The following is a 13366-nucleotide window of genomic DNA, read 5'->3' as shown; positions in this document are numbered from 1 at the left end:
CGCGAGTTCGACGAGGTTTTCCGCTTCGGTTTGAGCGGTTTTGCCCCCTAAATCCGACAGCAACGAAGCTTTAGACTGCGAAACCAACATCAGCCGCAGTCTGCTTCACGACTCACAATGCCCGACCATTGCACCTTCTTCAGCTTCTCCCGCCGATACGAAAAGAAATTGATTGGATCTTGATATGTACAGTGAGGCGCGATCGCAATCTGTTCTGCCGTCATTCCCATTCGTTCTAATTGGATTGCAATCACCCGCCGGACATCCAAGCGCGATCGTCCCTCTGTCGAGTCCCTTAAAATGGGCGAATTCGGCAAACTGATTAACCTGTCTAAATCTGGACTCGGCTCGATCGTTGCTCCCACTTCTAGCGCCACTTGATGTGAAACTTGGTAAACTTCACCCGAAATCGCTGGACCTAAAGCAATGCGTAGATCTTCAAGTCGGCTCCCTTGCGATCGCAGCTTCTCGATCGCTACAGGCACAATTTTTTGCGCCGTTCCCCGCCAGCCCGCATGCACCGCCGCAGCATTCCCCGTTTTCACATCTCCAATCAAAGCGGGCGTACAATCCGCACTACACGCCCAGACCGCCTGCTGCGATTGCTCCGTCATTAATCCGTCTGCCTGAGCAAAATTCTTGCGATCGTGTGGGTTCTCCAACTCAGAAGGCAATAAAACCACATTGCCATGCACCTGATGAACGCGGTAAATCTCAGCCGCCGGATCAAGCACCTCGGTGAGTTCAAACGGCGATCGGGGCGAAAACTGTTGCGTAAAAAAGCCGTGCTGCCAAGGTTCCAGAAGGCTGCAAGTGAGATAAGGCAGATCGTTCCAGGTTTGCCAGTGCCAAGTGTGCATGAGGGGCATCCACGAAATTCTGTTGCCATCGTAACGGTTTATTGAGCTGCTAGTGTAGTAGGCTCCTCCAAGATTAAAGTTTTTGTGAATTTACGACAGGTCACAACTGAGACAACTGCGGGAAACTACTGTACCTTCAAGCTGCAAAATTCGGCGCTTTTACTCAGCGCCAAATCCTCTTTATATTCCAGAAAAATGTTCTCACTCGCGAGAAATCAGGCATCATAGCGGACGGAATTCCATAGCAGCGGACTTCACAGCCAAATCTGTGCAAATATGTGGATTCCGTAAAACTAAGCCTACCCCTCCGGACTTGTCCCCAAAAACCGGTACTATGTCTCTGGAATGTGGTTAATTAGTGTAAAGAAATCGCCCGACGTACCCACCGTGCAGCGCAGCGATCGAGTGGAACTTAGTCAGAGTCATCATCGACGAATGAACACGAGCAAGCCTGAGAGAGGACATTACCGTATGACGCAGCGACCCACCCCGATTCGACCCCTTCGCAACCGCAAGCAATTATTAAGACGGCTCGGATGTTTGAGTAGTCTGGGGGTTTTTAGTAGTGGGATAACGCTGGCGCAAGCTGCTCCGACAACTTCGCTGCAGACAAGCGTGACCGCTTCGCCTTCTCCGGTTGTTGTTGCGCCCACGGCTGCGGACTTAACGCCGACTGCATCGGCATCATCGCCTACCACTCCTGCACCCGCCGCTCCGGAAAAAGAAGCTCCTGATCCGGCACCACCCGTTGAAATCGAGATCCCACAGTCTTCTCCCGTCTCGGAATCTCCCTTAGTCAAGCCGCAGGCTGCACCGGAGAATCCGGCACCTAACTACGTGCCCCCTAGCTCGATCGTGATTGAAAAACGCGATTCCGCCCCCAAAGTAACGACGGTGAAGCCTAAAACGACTGGAATTGCCAACGCGGTTTCCAAAGCAATTTCTGGAGTGATTCGTCCGAAATTCAACCCGGCTCAGCCTGAAGCTGAAGCTGAAGCTGAAGCTCCTTCAACGGAAACTGCTTCAAGCTGGGCACCACCTTCGATCGTGCCACCCTCGTTTGTCCAAGATTACTTCAATCGCACGGTTCGTCCGCTCGGTCTTCCCGGTAACGGGGATGTCCGCTTACTCTTCCCGCTCTCGATTCCCAGTGCGATTACCTCTGTCTTTGGTTGGCGGGTTCACCCCATCACAGGCGATCAGCGACTGCACACGGGGACAGATTTGGGCGCACCGATGGGAACTCCGGTATTAGCAGCGCTCACCGGTCGCGTGATTATGGCGGATTTCTTTGGGGGATATGGGTTAGCGATCGCGCTAGAACACACAAATGGATCGCAGCAAACGCTATATGCTCACTTGTCGGAAATCTTCGTGAAGCCCGGAGATGTCGTGAAGCAAGGAACCGTAATTGGTCGGGTCGGTAGCACCGGCAACTCGACGGGGCCTCACTTGCATTTTGAGTTCCGTCAGCAAACTCCAGAAGGCGGTTGGGTAGCTCAAGATGCAGGAGCCTCGCTAGAACAGTCAGTCGCGCAGCTCGTTAAGTCGATGCAGGTGACACAGCAGAATCCGCAAAATCCAGGTTCTTAGTTGAAAAAAGCCCCACGCAGGGGCTAGAAGAAGTTGTTGACCTCACAATCTAACAGTGTGGGGTCACATTTTTTTACCAATCAACCAGAGGAGTCCAGCATCAATGAAGGTGAAGGGGCTGTCCAAGGTTCCAGCAAGAAGGCTGAGAAAAAGGAAATAACCAAGCGAAGCGACTGCGACGAATTTAATTAAAACGAAGGTTGCCATAGCAGTTGAAGAGAAAACTAGGTGGATGTAGAATAATGCGTCTAAGGTATTTTTTGGCTAAGCCTTAACAGAATAGATCAAAGCTTATAAGTTTTATAAAGATACAACACATTTTAATAATTATCACTGAGCAATTCCTCCTACTCAGTTCTGAGAAGTTGAATAGATAGCTTCTAGCTAAAGACATACCGCAGACGAAGCCATAAAACCGGAAGCTGCAAAAATTCGCAACGATCGTAAAACCTTCCCGAACCCTAGCACTAAGTTAAAATCGCGCCACCCATGAGTCTCCGGTAGCGATAGTCAAGTTCGGCTTTCATGGCGTTCCACCGCTCGATCGTTGGGTCTTTCTGTATAGTTCTTTCTGCTGCATCTCGCGCCATTTCCAGCACTTCTTGATCCTCGACTAGACTTGCTAGCGCAAAATCTGGTAAGCCCGATTGCCGTGTTCCAAGCACCGCACCCGGCCCTCGAAATCGCATGTCCATTTCAGAGATGAAGAATCCATCTTGCGACTGTTCAAGAACTTTTAATCGCTGATGAGCAGTTTCGCTCTTGGAACTGCTCATCAGCAAGCAGAACGACTGCGAACCGCCGCGTCCGACTCGCCCCCGAAGTTGATGCAGTTGTGAGAGTCCAAACCGCTCTGCGTGTTCGATCATCATCACAGTGGCATTCGGAACATCGACCCCAACTTCGACAACGGTGGTAGACACAAGAATTTGAGTTTTGTTGTCACGAAACTCGGTGATAGCTTCGTCTTTTTCGGCAGAAGTCATGCGACCGTGGAGTAACCCGACGTTGAAATCTGGGAAGATGTCATCTCTGAGGTGTTGGTGTTCGTCGATCGCAGACTTGAGATCCAATTTCTCCGACTCTTCGACCAGAGGCAAGACGATGTAAATTTGTCGTCCTTGAGCAATTTCGCGCTTCATCAGGTCATACGCCTGTTGACGATCGCGTCCAGCTAGTACGGTTGTTTGAATCGGTTTGCGTCCGGGTGGCAGTTCATCGATCTGGCTCACGTCTAAATCTCCATGCAGCGTTAGCGCCAGAGTGCGCGGAATCGGCGTTGCGGTCATAGTGAGAACGTGGGGATGTTCGCCCTTTTGCTGAAGTCGGGCGCGCTGTTCGACTCCAAAGCGGTGTTGCTCATCGATCACCACCAAGCCTAAACGATCGAAGCTGACCGTATCTTGAATTAGGGCATGGGTTCCAACCAGCAGCGGCAGTTCCCCGGTTTGTAACCCGTTGTGGATTTCGCGACGTTTGGCGGCTTTGGTTGATCCCGTCAGCAGTTCGACCGGGAGATGCAGTTGAGTAAACCAGCCGACCAATTTGCGGTAGTGCTGTTCTGCAAGCACTTCGGTCGGAGCCATAAACGCCGCTTGATAGCCCGATTGAATTGCTGCCAGAATCGTGATGACAGCGACAACGGTTTTGCCGGAGCCAACATCGCCTTGGACTAAGCGATTCATCGGGATCGGTCTTTGCAGATCGTTGAGAATATCGTTGACCACTCGTTCCTGAGCATTGGTCAGTTCAAACGGTAGCAGTTTGTGAAAATCGTCGATTAGTTTTCCAGTCGGTGCAAGAACGGCACTGGCTTGAGTTTGTCGTTGTTCGTATCGACGTTTGAGCAAACCCAGTTGGAGATAAAAGAATTCATCAAAGACTAACCGACGACGCGCCAACTCCAGCGCATCAGAATCAGTGGGAAAGTGAATATTTGCGATCGCCTCTTGAATTCCAGTCAAGCTATATTCAGTTAAAAGTCCTTTGGGAATCGGTTCGTGCAAATTCGCGATCGCAGGCAGAGAAGCTGTCACCGCTCGACGCACTAAATCGGCTCCAACTCCTTCGGTTAAGGGATAAACCGGAACAATCCGCCCCACCGTCGGAGAAGTGAGGGAATCTCCAGAATCATCGAGCACTTCGATATCGGGGTCTTCGAGACTGACTCCGAATTTTGTTTGCTTGACTAATCCGGAGGCTGCGATCGAGGCTCCTTTTGGATAAAGCCGTTTTTGCTGTTCTTGCCATCCACGGCTGGCGAACCGACTGCCCATATAAAAGCGGCTAATCTTCATCTGTCCGCTTGAGTCTTGAATCGTCAACTCTAAAATCGTAAGTTTGCTGTTTCGCGGGCTGGTGAAGCAGTTGCAGTTTTTGACCGTAGCAACGATCGTCACCGTTTCCCCGACTTCAAGTTCGCGGATATGCACTTGGCGGGCGTAGTCGATGTAATCGCGTGGGTAGTAGTACAAGACATCCCGAACATAATAGAGTCCGAGTTTGGCAAGTTTTTCAGCGCTTTTCGAGCCAATTCCGGCGAGATAAGTCACCGCTTGCGTCAGCGGAATATCGCGAGTCGGGGTTTCTGGAGTGGGAGCAACAGAAACCACAGCAGGACGCGGAGCAACTTTCTTTTCCTCAGTTTTAGGTGCCAACTTTTCGGCTACCTTCTCTTCAAATTTTTTAACTTGGTAAAGAAAGCGGCGAGTCTCAGCGACGAGATGCTGACGCTGTGAGAATTCAAGTTCTGGATATTTGGCGTATTGACTCGCGATCGACCGACACCGTTCTTTTTCCGATTTGGGCAGTTCGTTGGTCGAGTCGCTCAGAATCAGATGCAAAAATTCGCTGAAGCGGTACTGGTTCCCCTCCAGATCATTAAATCCGCGATCAGCTTCCACCGATAGCGCCTTTTGTAACCGCACCAAATCCATAAAGCTCAGTCAGATGAAGCGATCTCACCCGTTTTTCTTGATGAAGTCTAGCAAAATTCGCTGATGAATTGCGCCGAGCGGTCGAATCTGGTTTGCTCGATCGCTAAATCGCTCCCCCTGCTCGACCTGCGATCGCGTAAATAATCCCAAATCCCACCCTTCTAATAAAGTGAGTTCATTGATCCCCACCGTCAGAGGAGCCGCAAAAACATGACGAATGGCGCGATCGTCTTCGTAAACGCCAAATTTGACCGCATTCGGCGGTGAATAGCGAATTTCCTCTTGTAGCTCACGCACCAATGCGACCTCCGGAGATTCATCTGCTTCGATATGCCCACCGAATAAGCCCCAATGCCCCGGATACGCAATGTTTGGAACGTTATCGCGCAACTGTAAGAGAAACTGATCCTGCTGATAGAGGATTGCAATTGCGACTTCTGGCTTCATTGCTGCTCAATGTAAAGGGCGCTTTGATCCTGTCCAGCCAAATCGATTTTCTGCAAGCGTACCTTGCCTTGAACGCTTACTTGGCTTCCTGTTGCCGGAACTGGCTGACCGGTCACAATCCAAATGCTTCCAGTATCGTCTTGCACTTCATACGCCCGCTGCCCGCCCATTAACGGCGCTTGCGCTTTGATCTTGCCTTCAACCTGCACCGTACGATCGCGCTTTGAACCCAGATCGCGCACCTTCACTCGATCCCCAGCCTGCACCAGCGACAGCACATTATTTGATGCCACAGGTAAATCCGGAGAAGCACTACAGCTGATCGCGAAACACGACAACCCCAACCCAACTGCCACTAACCCAACGTTTGAGAACCGCATACCTTTAGCCTCAGCACATCGTCAAAATCCGTTGCAGTTCACGCAACACGGCGCGAATCTGCCAAACTATAAAAGTCAATCTTCAAGAATGCAAAAGATCGCGCCCAACAACCGGAAAAATTCATCAATCTTGGTTCACATTTTGAACGATCTTTTCCGGTTTGGGTGACTAAATTTTGCATCGAATCAGTTCCTATGTCTTCGATCGCCCAACTCCTCGACGGAAAAGCGCTTGCCCAGAAAATGCAAGCCGCACTAACCGAAAAAGTTCAAGCCCTGACTGCTAAAAATGGTCGCCCTCCCGGTCTCGCCGTCCTGATGGTCGGGGACAATCCAGCCAGCGCAGCTTATGTCCGCAACAAAGAGAAAGCTTGCGCCGCCGTTGGCATCGCCTCTTACGGCAAGCATTTTTCCACCGAAACCACCCAAGCCGAACTTGCTGAGACGATCGCTCAGTTAAACGAAGACGATCGCGTCGATGGCGTTCTCGTGCAGCTCCCCTTACCGGAGCACCTAGATAGCGTTGCACTTTTAAATCAAATTCATCCCGATAAAGACGCAGACGGCTTACACCCGACCAACTTAGGGCGCTTAGTCCGAACAGAACCCGGATTGAGAAGCTGTACGCCCTACGGTGTGATGCGACTTTTAGAAGAATACAAGCTTGATCCCAGCGGAAAAAAAGCCGTCGTCGTCGGCCGCAGTATCCTTGTCGGCAAGCCGATCGCGCTGATGCTGCTCGATGCCAATGCCACGGTGATGATCGCTCACTCTCGCACCCCTGATCTCGCAGAAGTCACCCGCAGCGCCGATATTCTCGTTGCCGCCGTGGGTCGTCCGAATCTAATCACGGCAGACATGGTAAAACCTGGCGCGATCGTGGTGGATGTTGGAATTAACCGAATCACCGATGACACGGGAAAAAGTCGCCTCGTCGGAGATGTAGATTTTAATGCCGTCCAGTCGGTTGCGAGCTACCTTACCCCCGTTCCCGGTGGAGTTGGTGCGATGACTGTGACCATGCTGTTGCACAATACAGTATGGAGCTATGAACAACGCTTCCAACATTAAGCTAACTTTACAAGAATCGCGTAGTGGAAACGAAGGAGGATATCGGAATGGTCGTGACAGGACAAACGCACTCAAATCAAGCCTCCCAATTTGATTTGAAAGGCTATCTCGCGGTAAGACAGCAGCAAGTTGAAACCGCCCTCGATCGAGCATTTCCGGTGGTCTATCCCGACAAAATCTATGAAGCGATGCGCTATTCGCTCTTCGCAGGCGGAAAAAGATTGCGTCCGGTACTTTGTCTTGCCACCTGTGATCTGCTCGGCGGTACGGCTGACATGGCAATGCCGACCGCCTGCGCTCTGGAAATGATTCACACAATGTCGCTAATCCACGATGATCTTCCCGCAATGGATAACGACGATTACCGACGCGGGAAACTCACCAATCACAAGGTCTTTGGGGAAGCAGTAGCGATTCTTGCCGGAGATGGCTTGTTAGCGTATGCGTTTGAACATATTGTTGAGGAAACGAAAAATGTACCGAGCGATCGCCTGATCAAAGTAGTGTCTCGTTTGGGTCGGGCAGTCGGAGCCGCTGGGCTGGTTGGCGGTCAAGTCGTGGATCTTGACTGCGAAGGCAAGAAAGATGTCAGTCTCGATACGCTGAATTTCATTCACACCCACAAAACAGCGGCACTGCTTGAAGCTTCGGTCGTGAGCGGTGGCATTCTGGCGGGTGGTTCAGATTCAGATATTCAGCGATTGTCGCGCTACGCTCAGGCGATCGGGCTGGCATTCCAAATTGTCGATGACTTACTCGATATCACCTCCACGCAAGAAGAACTCGGCAAGAGTATCGGCAAGGATATGAATGTTGAGAAAGCTACCTATCCGCGCCTTCTAGGAATGGAAGAATCGCGCCGTCAAGCGGAACAACTGGTCGAAAGCGCGAAAGCCGAAGTCGCGGGATTTGGTGAAGTGGCATTCCCGTTAATGGCGATTGCAGAATACATTACCGCCCGCAAAAACTAAATGGAAAGTAGGGAGTAGAGAATGTTCTACCCCCTACTCCCTATCCCCTACTCCCCCCCTACCTCTCTACCTCATAAACGAATGCAGGACTTTGGTCACATTATCGATAACAGAGTGCTGCTCCTAGCCCTCATCGCCTGTTTGATTGCCCAAGCCACGAAGCTAGTGGTTGAATTGATTGTGCATCGCAAAGTCAATTTTCGCGTTCTCGTCGAGACAGGCGGAATGCCCAGTTCTCATTCGGCACTCGTGACTGCACTAGCAACTGGAGTCGGCATCACTGACGGTTGGGACAGCACCCAATTTGCAATCGCCACAGTAGTTGCCTTTATTGTTATGTACGATTCCCAAGGAGTCCGGCAAGCAGCAGGCAAGCAAGCGAAAATTTTGAACCAAATTATCGATGAGTTTTTTACAGGCGATCATCATTTCAACGAAGCTCGCTTAAAAGAATTGCTCGGACATACCCCAGTTCAGGTGATCGTCGGCTCATTATTAGGAGTTGTGGTTTGTGTGGCGGGAGATTGGTGGCTGGGCGGCAATTGGCGATCTCTGTTTGGGCAGATTGCAGGCGTTCATTAGTCTTTAGGCTCAGGCTGACTGATATCTTCTGCGTTAACCCCAGGAAAGCGTTTATATCAATCCATGTCTCAGTCGATCGTCTACTCGGAAGAACGTGAAGTACAGTCCCAGCATTGCGATGTGCAAAATCACTTAAACAATGTGGTTTATGTGCAGTGGATTCAGGATATTGCGATCGCTGCTTATCGTTCTAAGGGCTATTCTCGCAAATTCGATAAGAACAATCACATCATCTGGTTTGTTCGACGGCACGAAATTGACTATTTATCGCCTGCATTTGTGGGAGATGTCGTTCGATTAACGACTTGGGTGGAGGGTGGTACGCTATCAACCTTTTTCCGACGGGTTGAATTTGTACGGGTTTCAGATCAAAAAGCGCTGTGTCGATCACTCACCGAGTGGTGCTACTTTGATGCCAAACGCAACCGACCTGCGAAAATTCCAAGCGAAATCAAAGCTGTTTTTCTTACAGATTATTGACCTCTTGCGAACCGACTCTCTCGATCGTGCAAAACTTGCTATCTGTCTGCTGAAGAGTTAGGTGCGGTGATGATGGATAACATTGAAGGCTTCATCGTCCGAAGGTTCCTGAAAATACTTCGTAATCGCATCAAACTCAGTCTCACTCGTAAACGCTGAACCTTCAGGAAGTTCCTTGCTCCGCTCCCGTAGCTGTCGCTTGCACAACTCGTCCGGCACATCGACGTAATGTAACTCATGATTGGCATTCGCCGCTTCAAACAACTCTCGAAACCAAGCCCGCTGCGTTCTCGTGTTACCAGGAAAGTCAAGCACAACCGATAAACCCTGTGAGAGCAGAGCAGAAATATGCCCTGTAAGCACACTTCGTAGCCTGGATGAATATTTCACGAAACCAGGAATGTCCGTAATTTCGCCTGGAAACAACTGATCCAGCCACTCATCCTGCACCATTAGAACGGCATTCTCTCGCCGCGCAATCTCCCTTGCAAGGGTAGATTTTCCCGCCGCCATCTTTCCACAAAAGAAGAAAAGCTTTCCTGGCTGCTCCATGTCCTTTGCTTCCTAAAACGTTTTACTGACCACTCATTCCAGGGTTAGTTTGAACCACTGGCGTGAGCAATGTCACCCGATCGCTTCTCACCGGCATGGCTGAAAATCCTCGATCGCCCAAAATAGAACCGTCAATGAAAGTGGTAAGCTCAGAATCCATTGCGCTCGAAAGATTTGTAAATGCCTTACATTCCTGCTTCTAAACTTTTGGAGGCTTTTCCCGATGCAAAACCCGTAAAGCCTAACACTTCTGTTCAAGGAGGGGGCGGATTAAGGAAACGGTGGAAGGATGAGGAGGGCAACATTTACGAATGGGATAGTCGGCACGGCACGATCGAGAAATATAATAGGAAGGGTAAGCATCTCGGTGAGTTTGATCCGATTACAGGCGAACAACTGAAGCCAGCAAAGCTTGATTACGAGGTAGAGCCATAATCATGACTGATCAAATTAAGGTTCAAGCACGATCGACTTCAAGCCAGGATGCTCACTCGGTAATCAGAGTATTACGCTGGTATGAGAAGAGCGGCGATCGTTTAGTCGGTGAAACCGTACTCAATTCGCTAGACTTGCCTGAATTGCAGAGATTATTTCAAGAGGCGACTGATAATCTGATAGTCGATAGCTATCCGGTCTCAATTGCTCAGGTTGATCGACTGCAACACGAAATTGCAGAACGGATTGATCTGAGTGCCTATGATTACTATGTGGAATGCGATGCAGTATGATTTATTGCCATCACTGACCACCCATTGCAGGATCAGTTTGAACAACGGGTGTGAGCAATGTCACCCGATCGCTCCTTACCAGCATCGCCGCAAATCCGCGATCGTTTAATCGCCGCAAAATTGCAGCCGCAGTCGCACGATCGTTGGTATGGATCGCTAGGAGATAAGGACGCTGCTCAAAGGAAGCCAGCCCAATATTTCGATTCAGCACTCGTTGAATTTGTGCAGCAACTTCAGGACGATTATTGTGATCGACAATCACAGCAAAACCCCCGCGCAAGCGTTGTGGATTAAAGGCTTGAGCAGGGGTTACGTTAAGTCGATCGACTTGTTGCGATCGAGGCGCTTCGGCTTGAGCGGCAATCGATGCTCCGGGGGGAACTGCCACGAATGCTCTAACGCGAACTGTGTCATTGAGATAATTGACCCAAGATTGTGCCGTATCCGCATCTCGGTAGCCGCCAACTCGCGTAACGGTCTGACCGAGATAACTGCAAACGGAGACTTCGGCAGTGCGAGAGACGACGCTACGAACACGGGCTTGGGATTCCGAAGTCGGGGTCACAATCAGAAGCAGGAATTCGTTCGATCGTGGCGCTCGACAATTCGGGAGTTGGGCTTGAGCAGAAGAAATTCCGGTCAGCGTTAAAGCAAGTCCAGCGAGTCCTGTAAGAACCGATTGAAGCGTCGTCTGAGGCATAGAAGTTTAGGAACTAGGAAACAGGTTCCAGAGATCCAAGCGGGTTCGGAATCGCGTCCGACTGCTGGTACTCTCCGGTGATGACATATTCTAGACGCAGCTTCAGCCAAGTAATAAATTGTTTGTTGGTGGAGACGATCGCGACGCAAGGGCGCGGACATTTTGCTTTGATTTCTGCCATTTCTGGCGCTTCTAAGAAAGCAGGTTCTTTGATTACCCAGAAATCAATTTCCCTTTTCTTTTCTTCGTAGTCGCGATAGCGTTCCCGAAGAACCTCGTCCATCGGCTCTTCTTCCAGCAAAAATTTCTGGCTTGCCAAAACGTAGTAGTAAGTTGTCATGGGGTCTTCCTATTTGATCAGTCTTTGAGTGAAAAATCCGGAGCGTTAGAGTTCGCCGCGAATGGCTTGTTTCATTTCTCGCACCGCTCGTTCAAGTCCAACGAGAACGGCGCGACTAATGATCGTATGTCCAATATTCAATTCTTCCATGCCAGGGAGTCGTGCGATCGGATGAACATTCCAATAGGTCAAGCCGTGTCCAGCGTTGATGCGGAGTCCAGCAGCAAGCGCAATTTCACAGCCCTGCGCCAGAATTTCTAATTCTTTGGCTTGTCCTTCTTCGGAATATGATCCGGCATACTGTCCGGTGTGCAGTTCGATGAATTTTGCACCCGCTGCGGCAGAAGCATCGATTTGTTCCGGGTCAGCATCGATAAACAAACTTACAGGAATTCCGGCAGATTGCAGCGTACTCACGACTTCGGTCATGCGATCGAGCGCGCCTACAATATCGAGTCCGCCTTCAGTGGTAACTTCCTCGCGCTTTTCGGGAACGAGCGTGACGTAATCGGGTTTGAGATCGAGCGCGATCGACACCATTTCATCGGTCGCTGCCATTTCTAGGTTTAGATGTGTCCGCACGGTTTGCCGCAGCAATCGGACATCATGATCCTGAATATGACGGCGATCTTCGCGCAGGTGAACGGTAATGCCATCGGCTCCAGCGAGTTCAGCGAGAACCGCAGCAGCGACGGGATCAGGTTCGATCGTGCGTCGGGCTTGGCGGATGGTTGCGATGTGGTCAATATTGACACCAAGAGTAGGCAAGGTCTTGTTCCCAAAGCTTCAGCCAATCATTTTACCGTGTTCGTTTGAGGTTCTGCGTTTAGACAGAGACCGAAGCGATCGAGAATGCGTAATCTGAGAGCAAGTTGCAATTCTTAATTCGTTCGATTAAAAATCGTTTCCGAACGTAAAGAGCTTCATTAAGATTCTCTTATTGGAAGCAAATAATTTACTCACCACAGAACCTTGTCATGCTTAATCCTGCTTTCATTCTGCGGCGGCTCTCGACGATTCTCGCCGTTGCCATCCTTACCCTGACGCTAGTTGGTGTCACTTCTGGAATCTTGCTTGCGTTCTACTACGTCCCGACAGCGGGTGGAGCATACGACTCGCTGCAACAGATTGATCAAAATGTGCCTTACGGTTGGTTAGTTCATACCCTGCACAATTTGGCGGGTAACTTTGTCATCGGGTTGGGTCTAGTGCAGATTGTGGTGATGTTTCTGGGTGAGCGGTTCCGTCGCAGTTGGTTGACGGCTTGGATTAGCGGCGTTCTATTTACCTTGAGCGCGATCGGTTTAAGCTGGACGGCGATGATTCTCAACTGGAATCAACTCGGCTTCTGGCGGCTGAAGATTGAATTGGGCACGATCGAAGCGATTCCCTTTATTGGTGCAACGTTGCGCGACATCATCACAGGCGGAGCAGTGGGAGGGCTGACGGTGGCTCATTTGTATACGCTGCACAGCTACGTCGTTTCGTTGGCTGCGGTTGGCTTGTCGATCGTGCATTTAGGTGGCTTGCTGTTTCAGGAGAAAGAACTGCAAGCCGAGCGCATGGCTGCACCTGTGGCAAAACCTGTTCAGCCAGTTCAGATCGAGCAATCTCAAATCGAGCCGCCTGCAATGGCAGATTCAGAAGCTCAATTTCCAGCGTAAAAACCGTTTAATCATTTAACTCTCGGTTACGATCGATCTGCATTTTCCTTAGAAGCCTCCTC

Annotated in this window: 17 protein-coding genes; 8 read left to right on the top strand and 9 right to left on the bottom strand. The window is 50.3% G+C overall.

Going from position 1 to position 13366, the window contains the following annotated elements; all coding sequences use genetic code 11:
* Window positions 1–89 precede the first annotated feature (89 nt).
* The gene (pgeF, locus tag NC980_RS05835; RefSeq protein WP_190377832.1) at window positions 90–860 is read right to left on the bottom strand and encodes a peptidoglycan editing factor PgeF; all 771 of its coding nucleotides are present in this window, start codon (window positions 858–860) and stop codon (window positions 90–92) included.
* 471 nt (window positions 861–1331) lie between these two features.
* On the opposite strand from pgeF, the gene NC980_RS05830 reads away from it, so the two are divergent.
* Window positions 1332–2453, top strand: coding sequence for a M23 family metallopeptidase (locus NC980_RS05830; RefSeq protein ID WP_199298603.1), 1122 nt, complete (start codon window positions 1332–1334; stop codon window positions 2451–2453).
* 467 nt (window positions 2454–2920) lie between these two features.
* Here the strand turns inward: NC980_RS05830 and recG are convergent, their stop codons facing one another.
* The 3 genes from recG to NC980_RS05815 are packed head-to-tail and all read right to left on the bottom strand — an operon-like array spanning window position 2921 to window position 6216.
* On the bottom strand, window positions 2921–5389 hold the full coding sequence (gene recG / locus NC980_RS05825) for an ATP-dependent DNA helicase RecG (RefSeq protein WP_190377829.1): 2469 nt from the start codon (window positions 5387–5389) through the stop codon (window positions 2921–2923).
* A 24-nt stretch (window positions 5390–5413) separates the two neighbouring features.
* Window positions 5414–5836: an NUDIX hydrolase gene (locus tag NC980_RS05820; protein ID WP_190377828.1), complete on the bottom strand. Its 423-nt coding sequence runs from the start codon at window positions 5834–5836 to the stop codon at window positions 5414–5416.
* Window positions 5833–6216, bottom strand: a complete 384-nt coding sequence (locus NC980_RS05815) for a hypothetical protein (RefSeq protein ID WP_190377827.1) — start codon at window positions 6214–6216, stop codon at window positions 5833–5835. Before NC980_RS05815 ends, NC980_RS05820 begins: the two co-directional genes overlap by 4 nt.
* Window positions 6217–6411: 195 nt before the next feature.
* On the opposite strand from NC980_RS05815, the gene folD reads away from it, so the two are divergent.
* The 4 genes from folD (at window position 6412) to NC980_RS05795 (ending at window position 9320) form a co-directional block, all read left to right on the top strand.
* Window positions 6412–7287: a bifunctional methylenetetrahydrofolate dehydrogenase/methenyltetrahydrofolate cyclohydrolase FolD gene (gene folD, locus NC980_RS05810; protein WP_190377826.1), complete on the top strand. Its 876-nt coding sequence runs from the start codon at window positions 6412–6414 to the stop codon at window positions 7285–7287.
* Between the two features lie 47 nt (window positions 7288–7334).
* Window positions 7335–8258, top strand: coding sequence for a geranylgeranyl diphosphate synthase CrtE (gene crtE / locus NC980_RS05805; RefSeq protein WP_190377825.1), 924 nt, complete (start codon window positions 7335–7337; stop codon window positions 8256–8258).
* Between the two features lie 81 nt (window positions 8259–8339).
* Window positions 8340–8840 carry a divergent PAP2 family protein gene (locus NC980_RS05800; RefSeq protein ID WP_190377824.1) on the top strand — a complete coding sequence of 167 codons (501 nt, stop codon included), beginning with the start codon at window positions 8340–8342 and terminating at the stop codon, window positions 8838–8840.
* 63 nt (window positions 8841–8903) lie between these two features.
* Entirely contained in the window at window positions 8904–9320 is a 417-nt protein-coding gene (locus NC980_RS05795; protein WP_190377823.1) for an acyl-CoA thioesterase, read from the top strand.
* A 57-nt stretch (window positions 9321–9377) separates the two neighbouring features.
* Here the strand turns inward: NC980_RS05795 and NC980_RS05790 are convergent, their stop codons facing one another.
* Window positions 9378–9872: an ATP-binding protein gene (locus NC980_RS05790; RefSeq protein WP_190377822.1), complete on the bottom strand. Its 495-nt coding sequence runs from the start codon at window positions 9870–9872 to the stop codon at window positions 9378–9380.
* Between the two features lie 22 nt (window positions 9873–9894).
* On the bottom strand, window positions 9895–10032 hold the full coding sequence (locus NC980_RS05785) for a hypothetical protein (protein WP_190377821.1): 138 nt from the start codon (window positions 10030–10032) through the stop codon (window positions 9895–9897).
* A 20-nt stretch (window positions 10033–10052) separates the two neighbouring features.
* Between NC980_RS05785 and NC980_RS05780 the strand changes: the two genes are divergently transcribed.
* Both NC980_RS05780 and NC980_RS05775 read left to right on the top strand, forming a co-directional pair.
* Window positions 10053–10307, top strand: a complete 255-nt coding sequence (locus NC980_RS05780) for a colicin E3/pyocin S6 family cytotoxin (protein WP_190377820.1) — start codon at window positions 10053–10055, stop codon at window positions 10305–10307.
* Window positions 10308–10309: 2 nt separating this feature from the next.
* Window positions 10310–10600 carry a hypothetical protein gene (locus NC980_RS05775; protein WP_190377819.1) on the top strand — a complete coding sequence of 97 codons (291 nt, stop codon included), beginning with the start codon at window positions 10310–10312 and terminating at the stop codon, window positions 10598–10600.
* Between the two features lie 10 nt (window positions 10601–10610).
* Here NC980_RS05775 and NC980_RS05770 read toward each other — a convergent pair whose 3' ends face one another.
* From NC980_RS05770 to NC980_RS05760, 3 genes are read right to left on the bottom strand one after another with little or no spacing between them, the layout of a single operon-like run.
* Entirely contained in the window at window positions 10611–11300 is a 690-nt protein-coding gene (locus NC980_RS05770) for a hypothetical protein (protein ID WP_190377818.1), read from the bottom strand.
* A 13-nt stretch (window positions 11301–11313) separates the two neighbouring features.
* On the bottom strand, window positions 11314–11640 hold the full coding sequence (locus NC980_RS05765; protein ID WP_190377817.1) for an MgPME-cyclase complex family protein: 327 nt from the start codon (window positions 11638–11640) through the stop codon (window positions 11314–11316).
* Window positions 11641–11685: 45 nt separating this feature from the next.
* Window positions 11686–12408, bottom strand: coding sequence for a pyridoxine 5'-phosphate synthase (locus NC980_RS05760; protein WP_190377816.1), 723 nt, complete (start codon window positions 12406–12408; stop codon window positions 11686–11688).
* 209 nt (window positions 12409–12617) lie between these two features.
* On the opposite strand from NC980_RS05760, the gene NC980_RS05755 reads away from it, so the two are divergent.
* Window positions 12618–13304: a cytochrome b N-terminal domain-containing protein gene (locus NC980_RS05755; RefSeq protein WP_190377815.1), complete on the top strand. Its 687-nt coding sequence runs from the start codon at window positions 12618–12620 to the stop codon at window positions 13302–13304.
* The last annotated feature ends 62 nt before the right edge of the window (window positions 13305–13366 follow it).

It is taken from the genome of Leptolyngbya sp. AS-A5, assembly GCF_039962495.1.
Taxonomy (GTDB): domain Bacteria; phylum Cyanobacteriota; class Cyanobacteriia; order Leptolyngbyales; family Leptolyngbyaceae; genus Leptolyngbya.
The sequence above is the reverse complement of the archived record's forward strand: the minus strand, read 5'-3'. Positions and strand labels throughout refer to the sequence as shown.

What these genes read in the sequence shown, in the direction of transcription:
- pgeF (WP_190377832.1), bottom strand. Translation starts at nt 860, where the DNA reads ATGCACACTTGGCACTGGCAAACCTGGAACGATCTGCCTTATCTCACT.
- NC980_RS05830 (WP_199298603.1), top strand. Translation starts at nt 1,332, where the DNA reads ATGACGCAGCGACCCACCCCGATTCGACCCCTTCGCAACCGCAAGCAA.
- recG (WP_190377829.1), bottom strand. Translation starts at nt 5,389, where the DNA reads ATGGATTTGGTGCGGTTACAAAAGGCGCTATCGGTGGAAGCTGATCGC.
- NC980_RS05820 (WP_190377828.1), bottom strand. Translation starts at nt 5,836, where the DNA reads ATGAAGCCAGAAGTCGCAATTGCAATCCTCTATCAGCAGGATCAGTTT.
- NC980_RS05815 (WP_190377827.1), bottom strand. Translation starts at nt 6,216, where the DNA reads ATGCGGTTCTCAAACGTTGGGTTAGTGGCAGTTGGGTTGGGGTTGTCG.
- folD (WP_190377826.1), top strand. Translation starts at nt 6,412, where the DNA reads ATGTCTTCGATCGCCCAACTCCTCGACGGAAAAGCGCTTGCCCAGAAA.
- crtE (WP_190377825.1), top strand. Translation starts at nt 7,335, where the DNA reads ATGGTCGTGACAGGACAAACGCACTCAAATCAAGCCTCCCAATTTGAT.
- NC980_RS05800 (WP_190377824.1), top strand. Translation starts at nt 8,340, where the DNA reads ATGCAGGACTTTGGTCACATTATCGATAACAGAGTGCTGCTCCTAGCC.
- NC980_RS05795 (WP_190377823.1), top strand. Translation starts at nt 8,904, where the DNA reads ATGTCTCAGTCGATCGTCTACTCGGAAGAACGTGAAGTACAGTCCCAG.
- NC980_RS05790 (WP_190377822.1), bottom strand. Translation starts at nt 9,872, where the DNA reads ATGGAGCAGCCAGGAAAGCTTTTCTTCTTTTGTGGAAAGATGGCGGCG.
- NC980_RS05785 (WP_190377821.1), bottom strand. Translation starts at nt 10,032, where the DNA reads ATGGATTCTGAGCTTACCACTTTCATTGACGGTTCTATTTTGGGCGAT.
- NC980_RS05780 (WP_190377820.1), top strand. Translation starts at nt 10,053, where the DNA reads ATGCCTTACATTCCTGCTTCTAAACTTTTGGAGGCTTTTCCCGATGCA.
- NC980_RS05775 (WP_190377819.1), top strand. Translation starts at nt 10,310, where the DNA reads ATGACTGATCAAATTAAGGTTCAAGCACGATCGACTTCAAGCCAGGAT.
- NC980_RS05770 (WP_190377818.1), bottom strand. Translation starts at nt 11,300, where the DNA reads ATGCCTCAGACGACGCTTCAATCGGTTCTTACAGGACTCGCTGGACTT.
- NC980_RS05765 (WP_190377817.1), bottom strand. Translation starts at nt 11,640, where the DNA reads ATGACAACTTACTACTACGTTTTGGCAAGCCAGAAATTTTTGCTGGAA.
- NC980_RS05755 (WP_190377815.1), top strand. Translation starts at nt 12,618, where the DNA reads ATGCTTAATCCTGCTTTCATTCTGCGGCGGCTCTCGACGATTCTCGCC.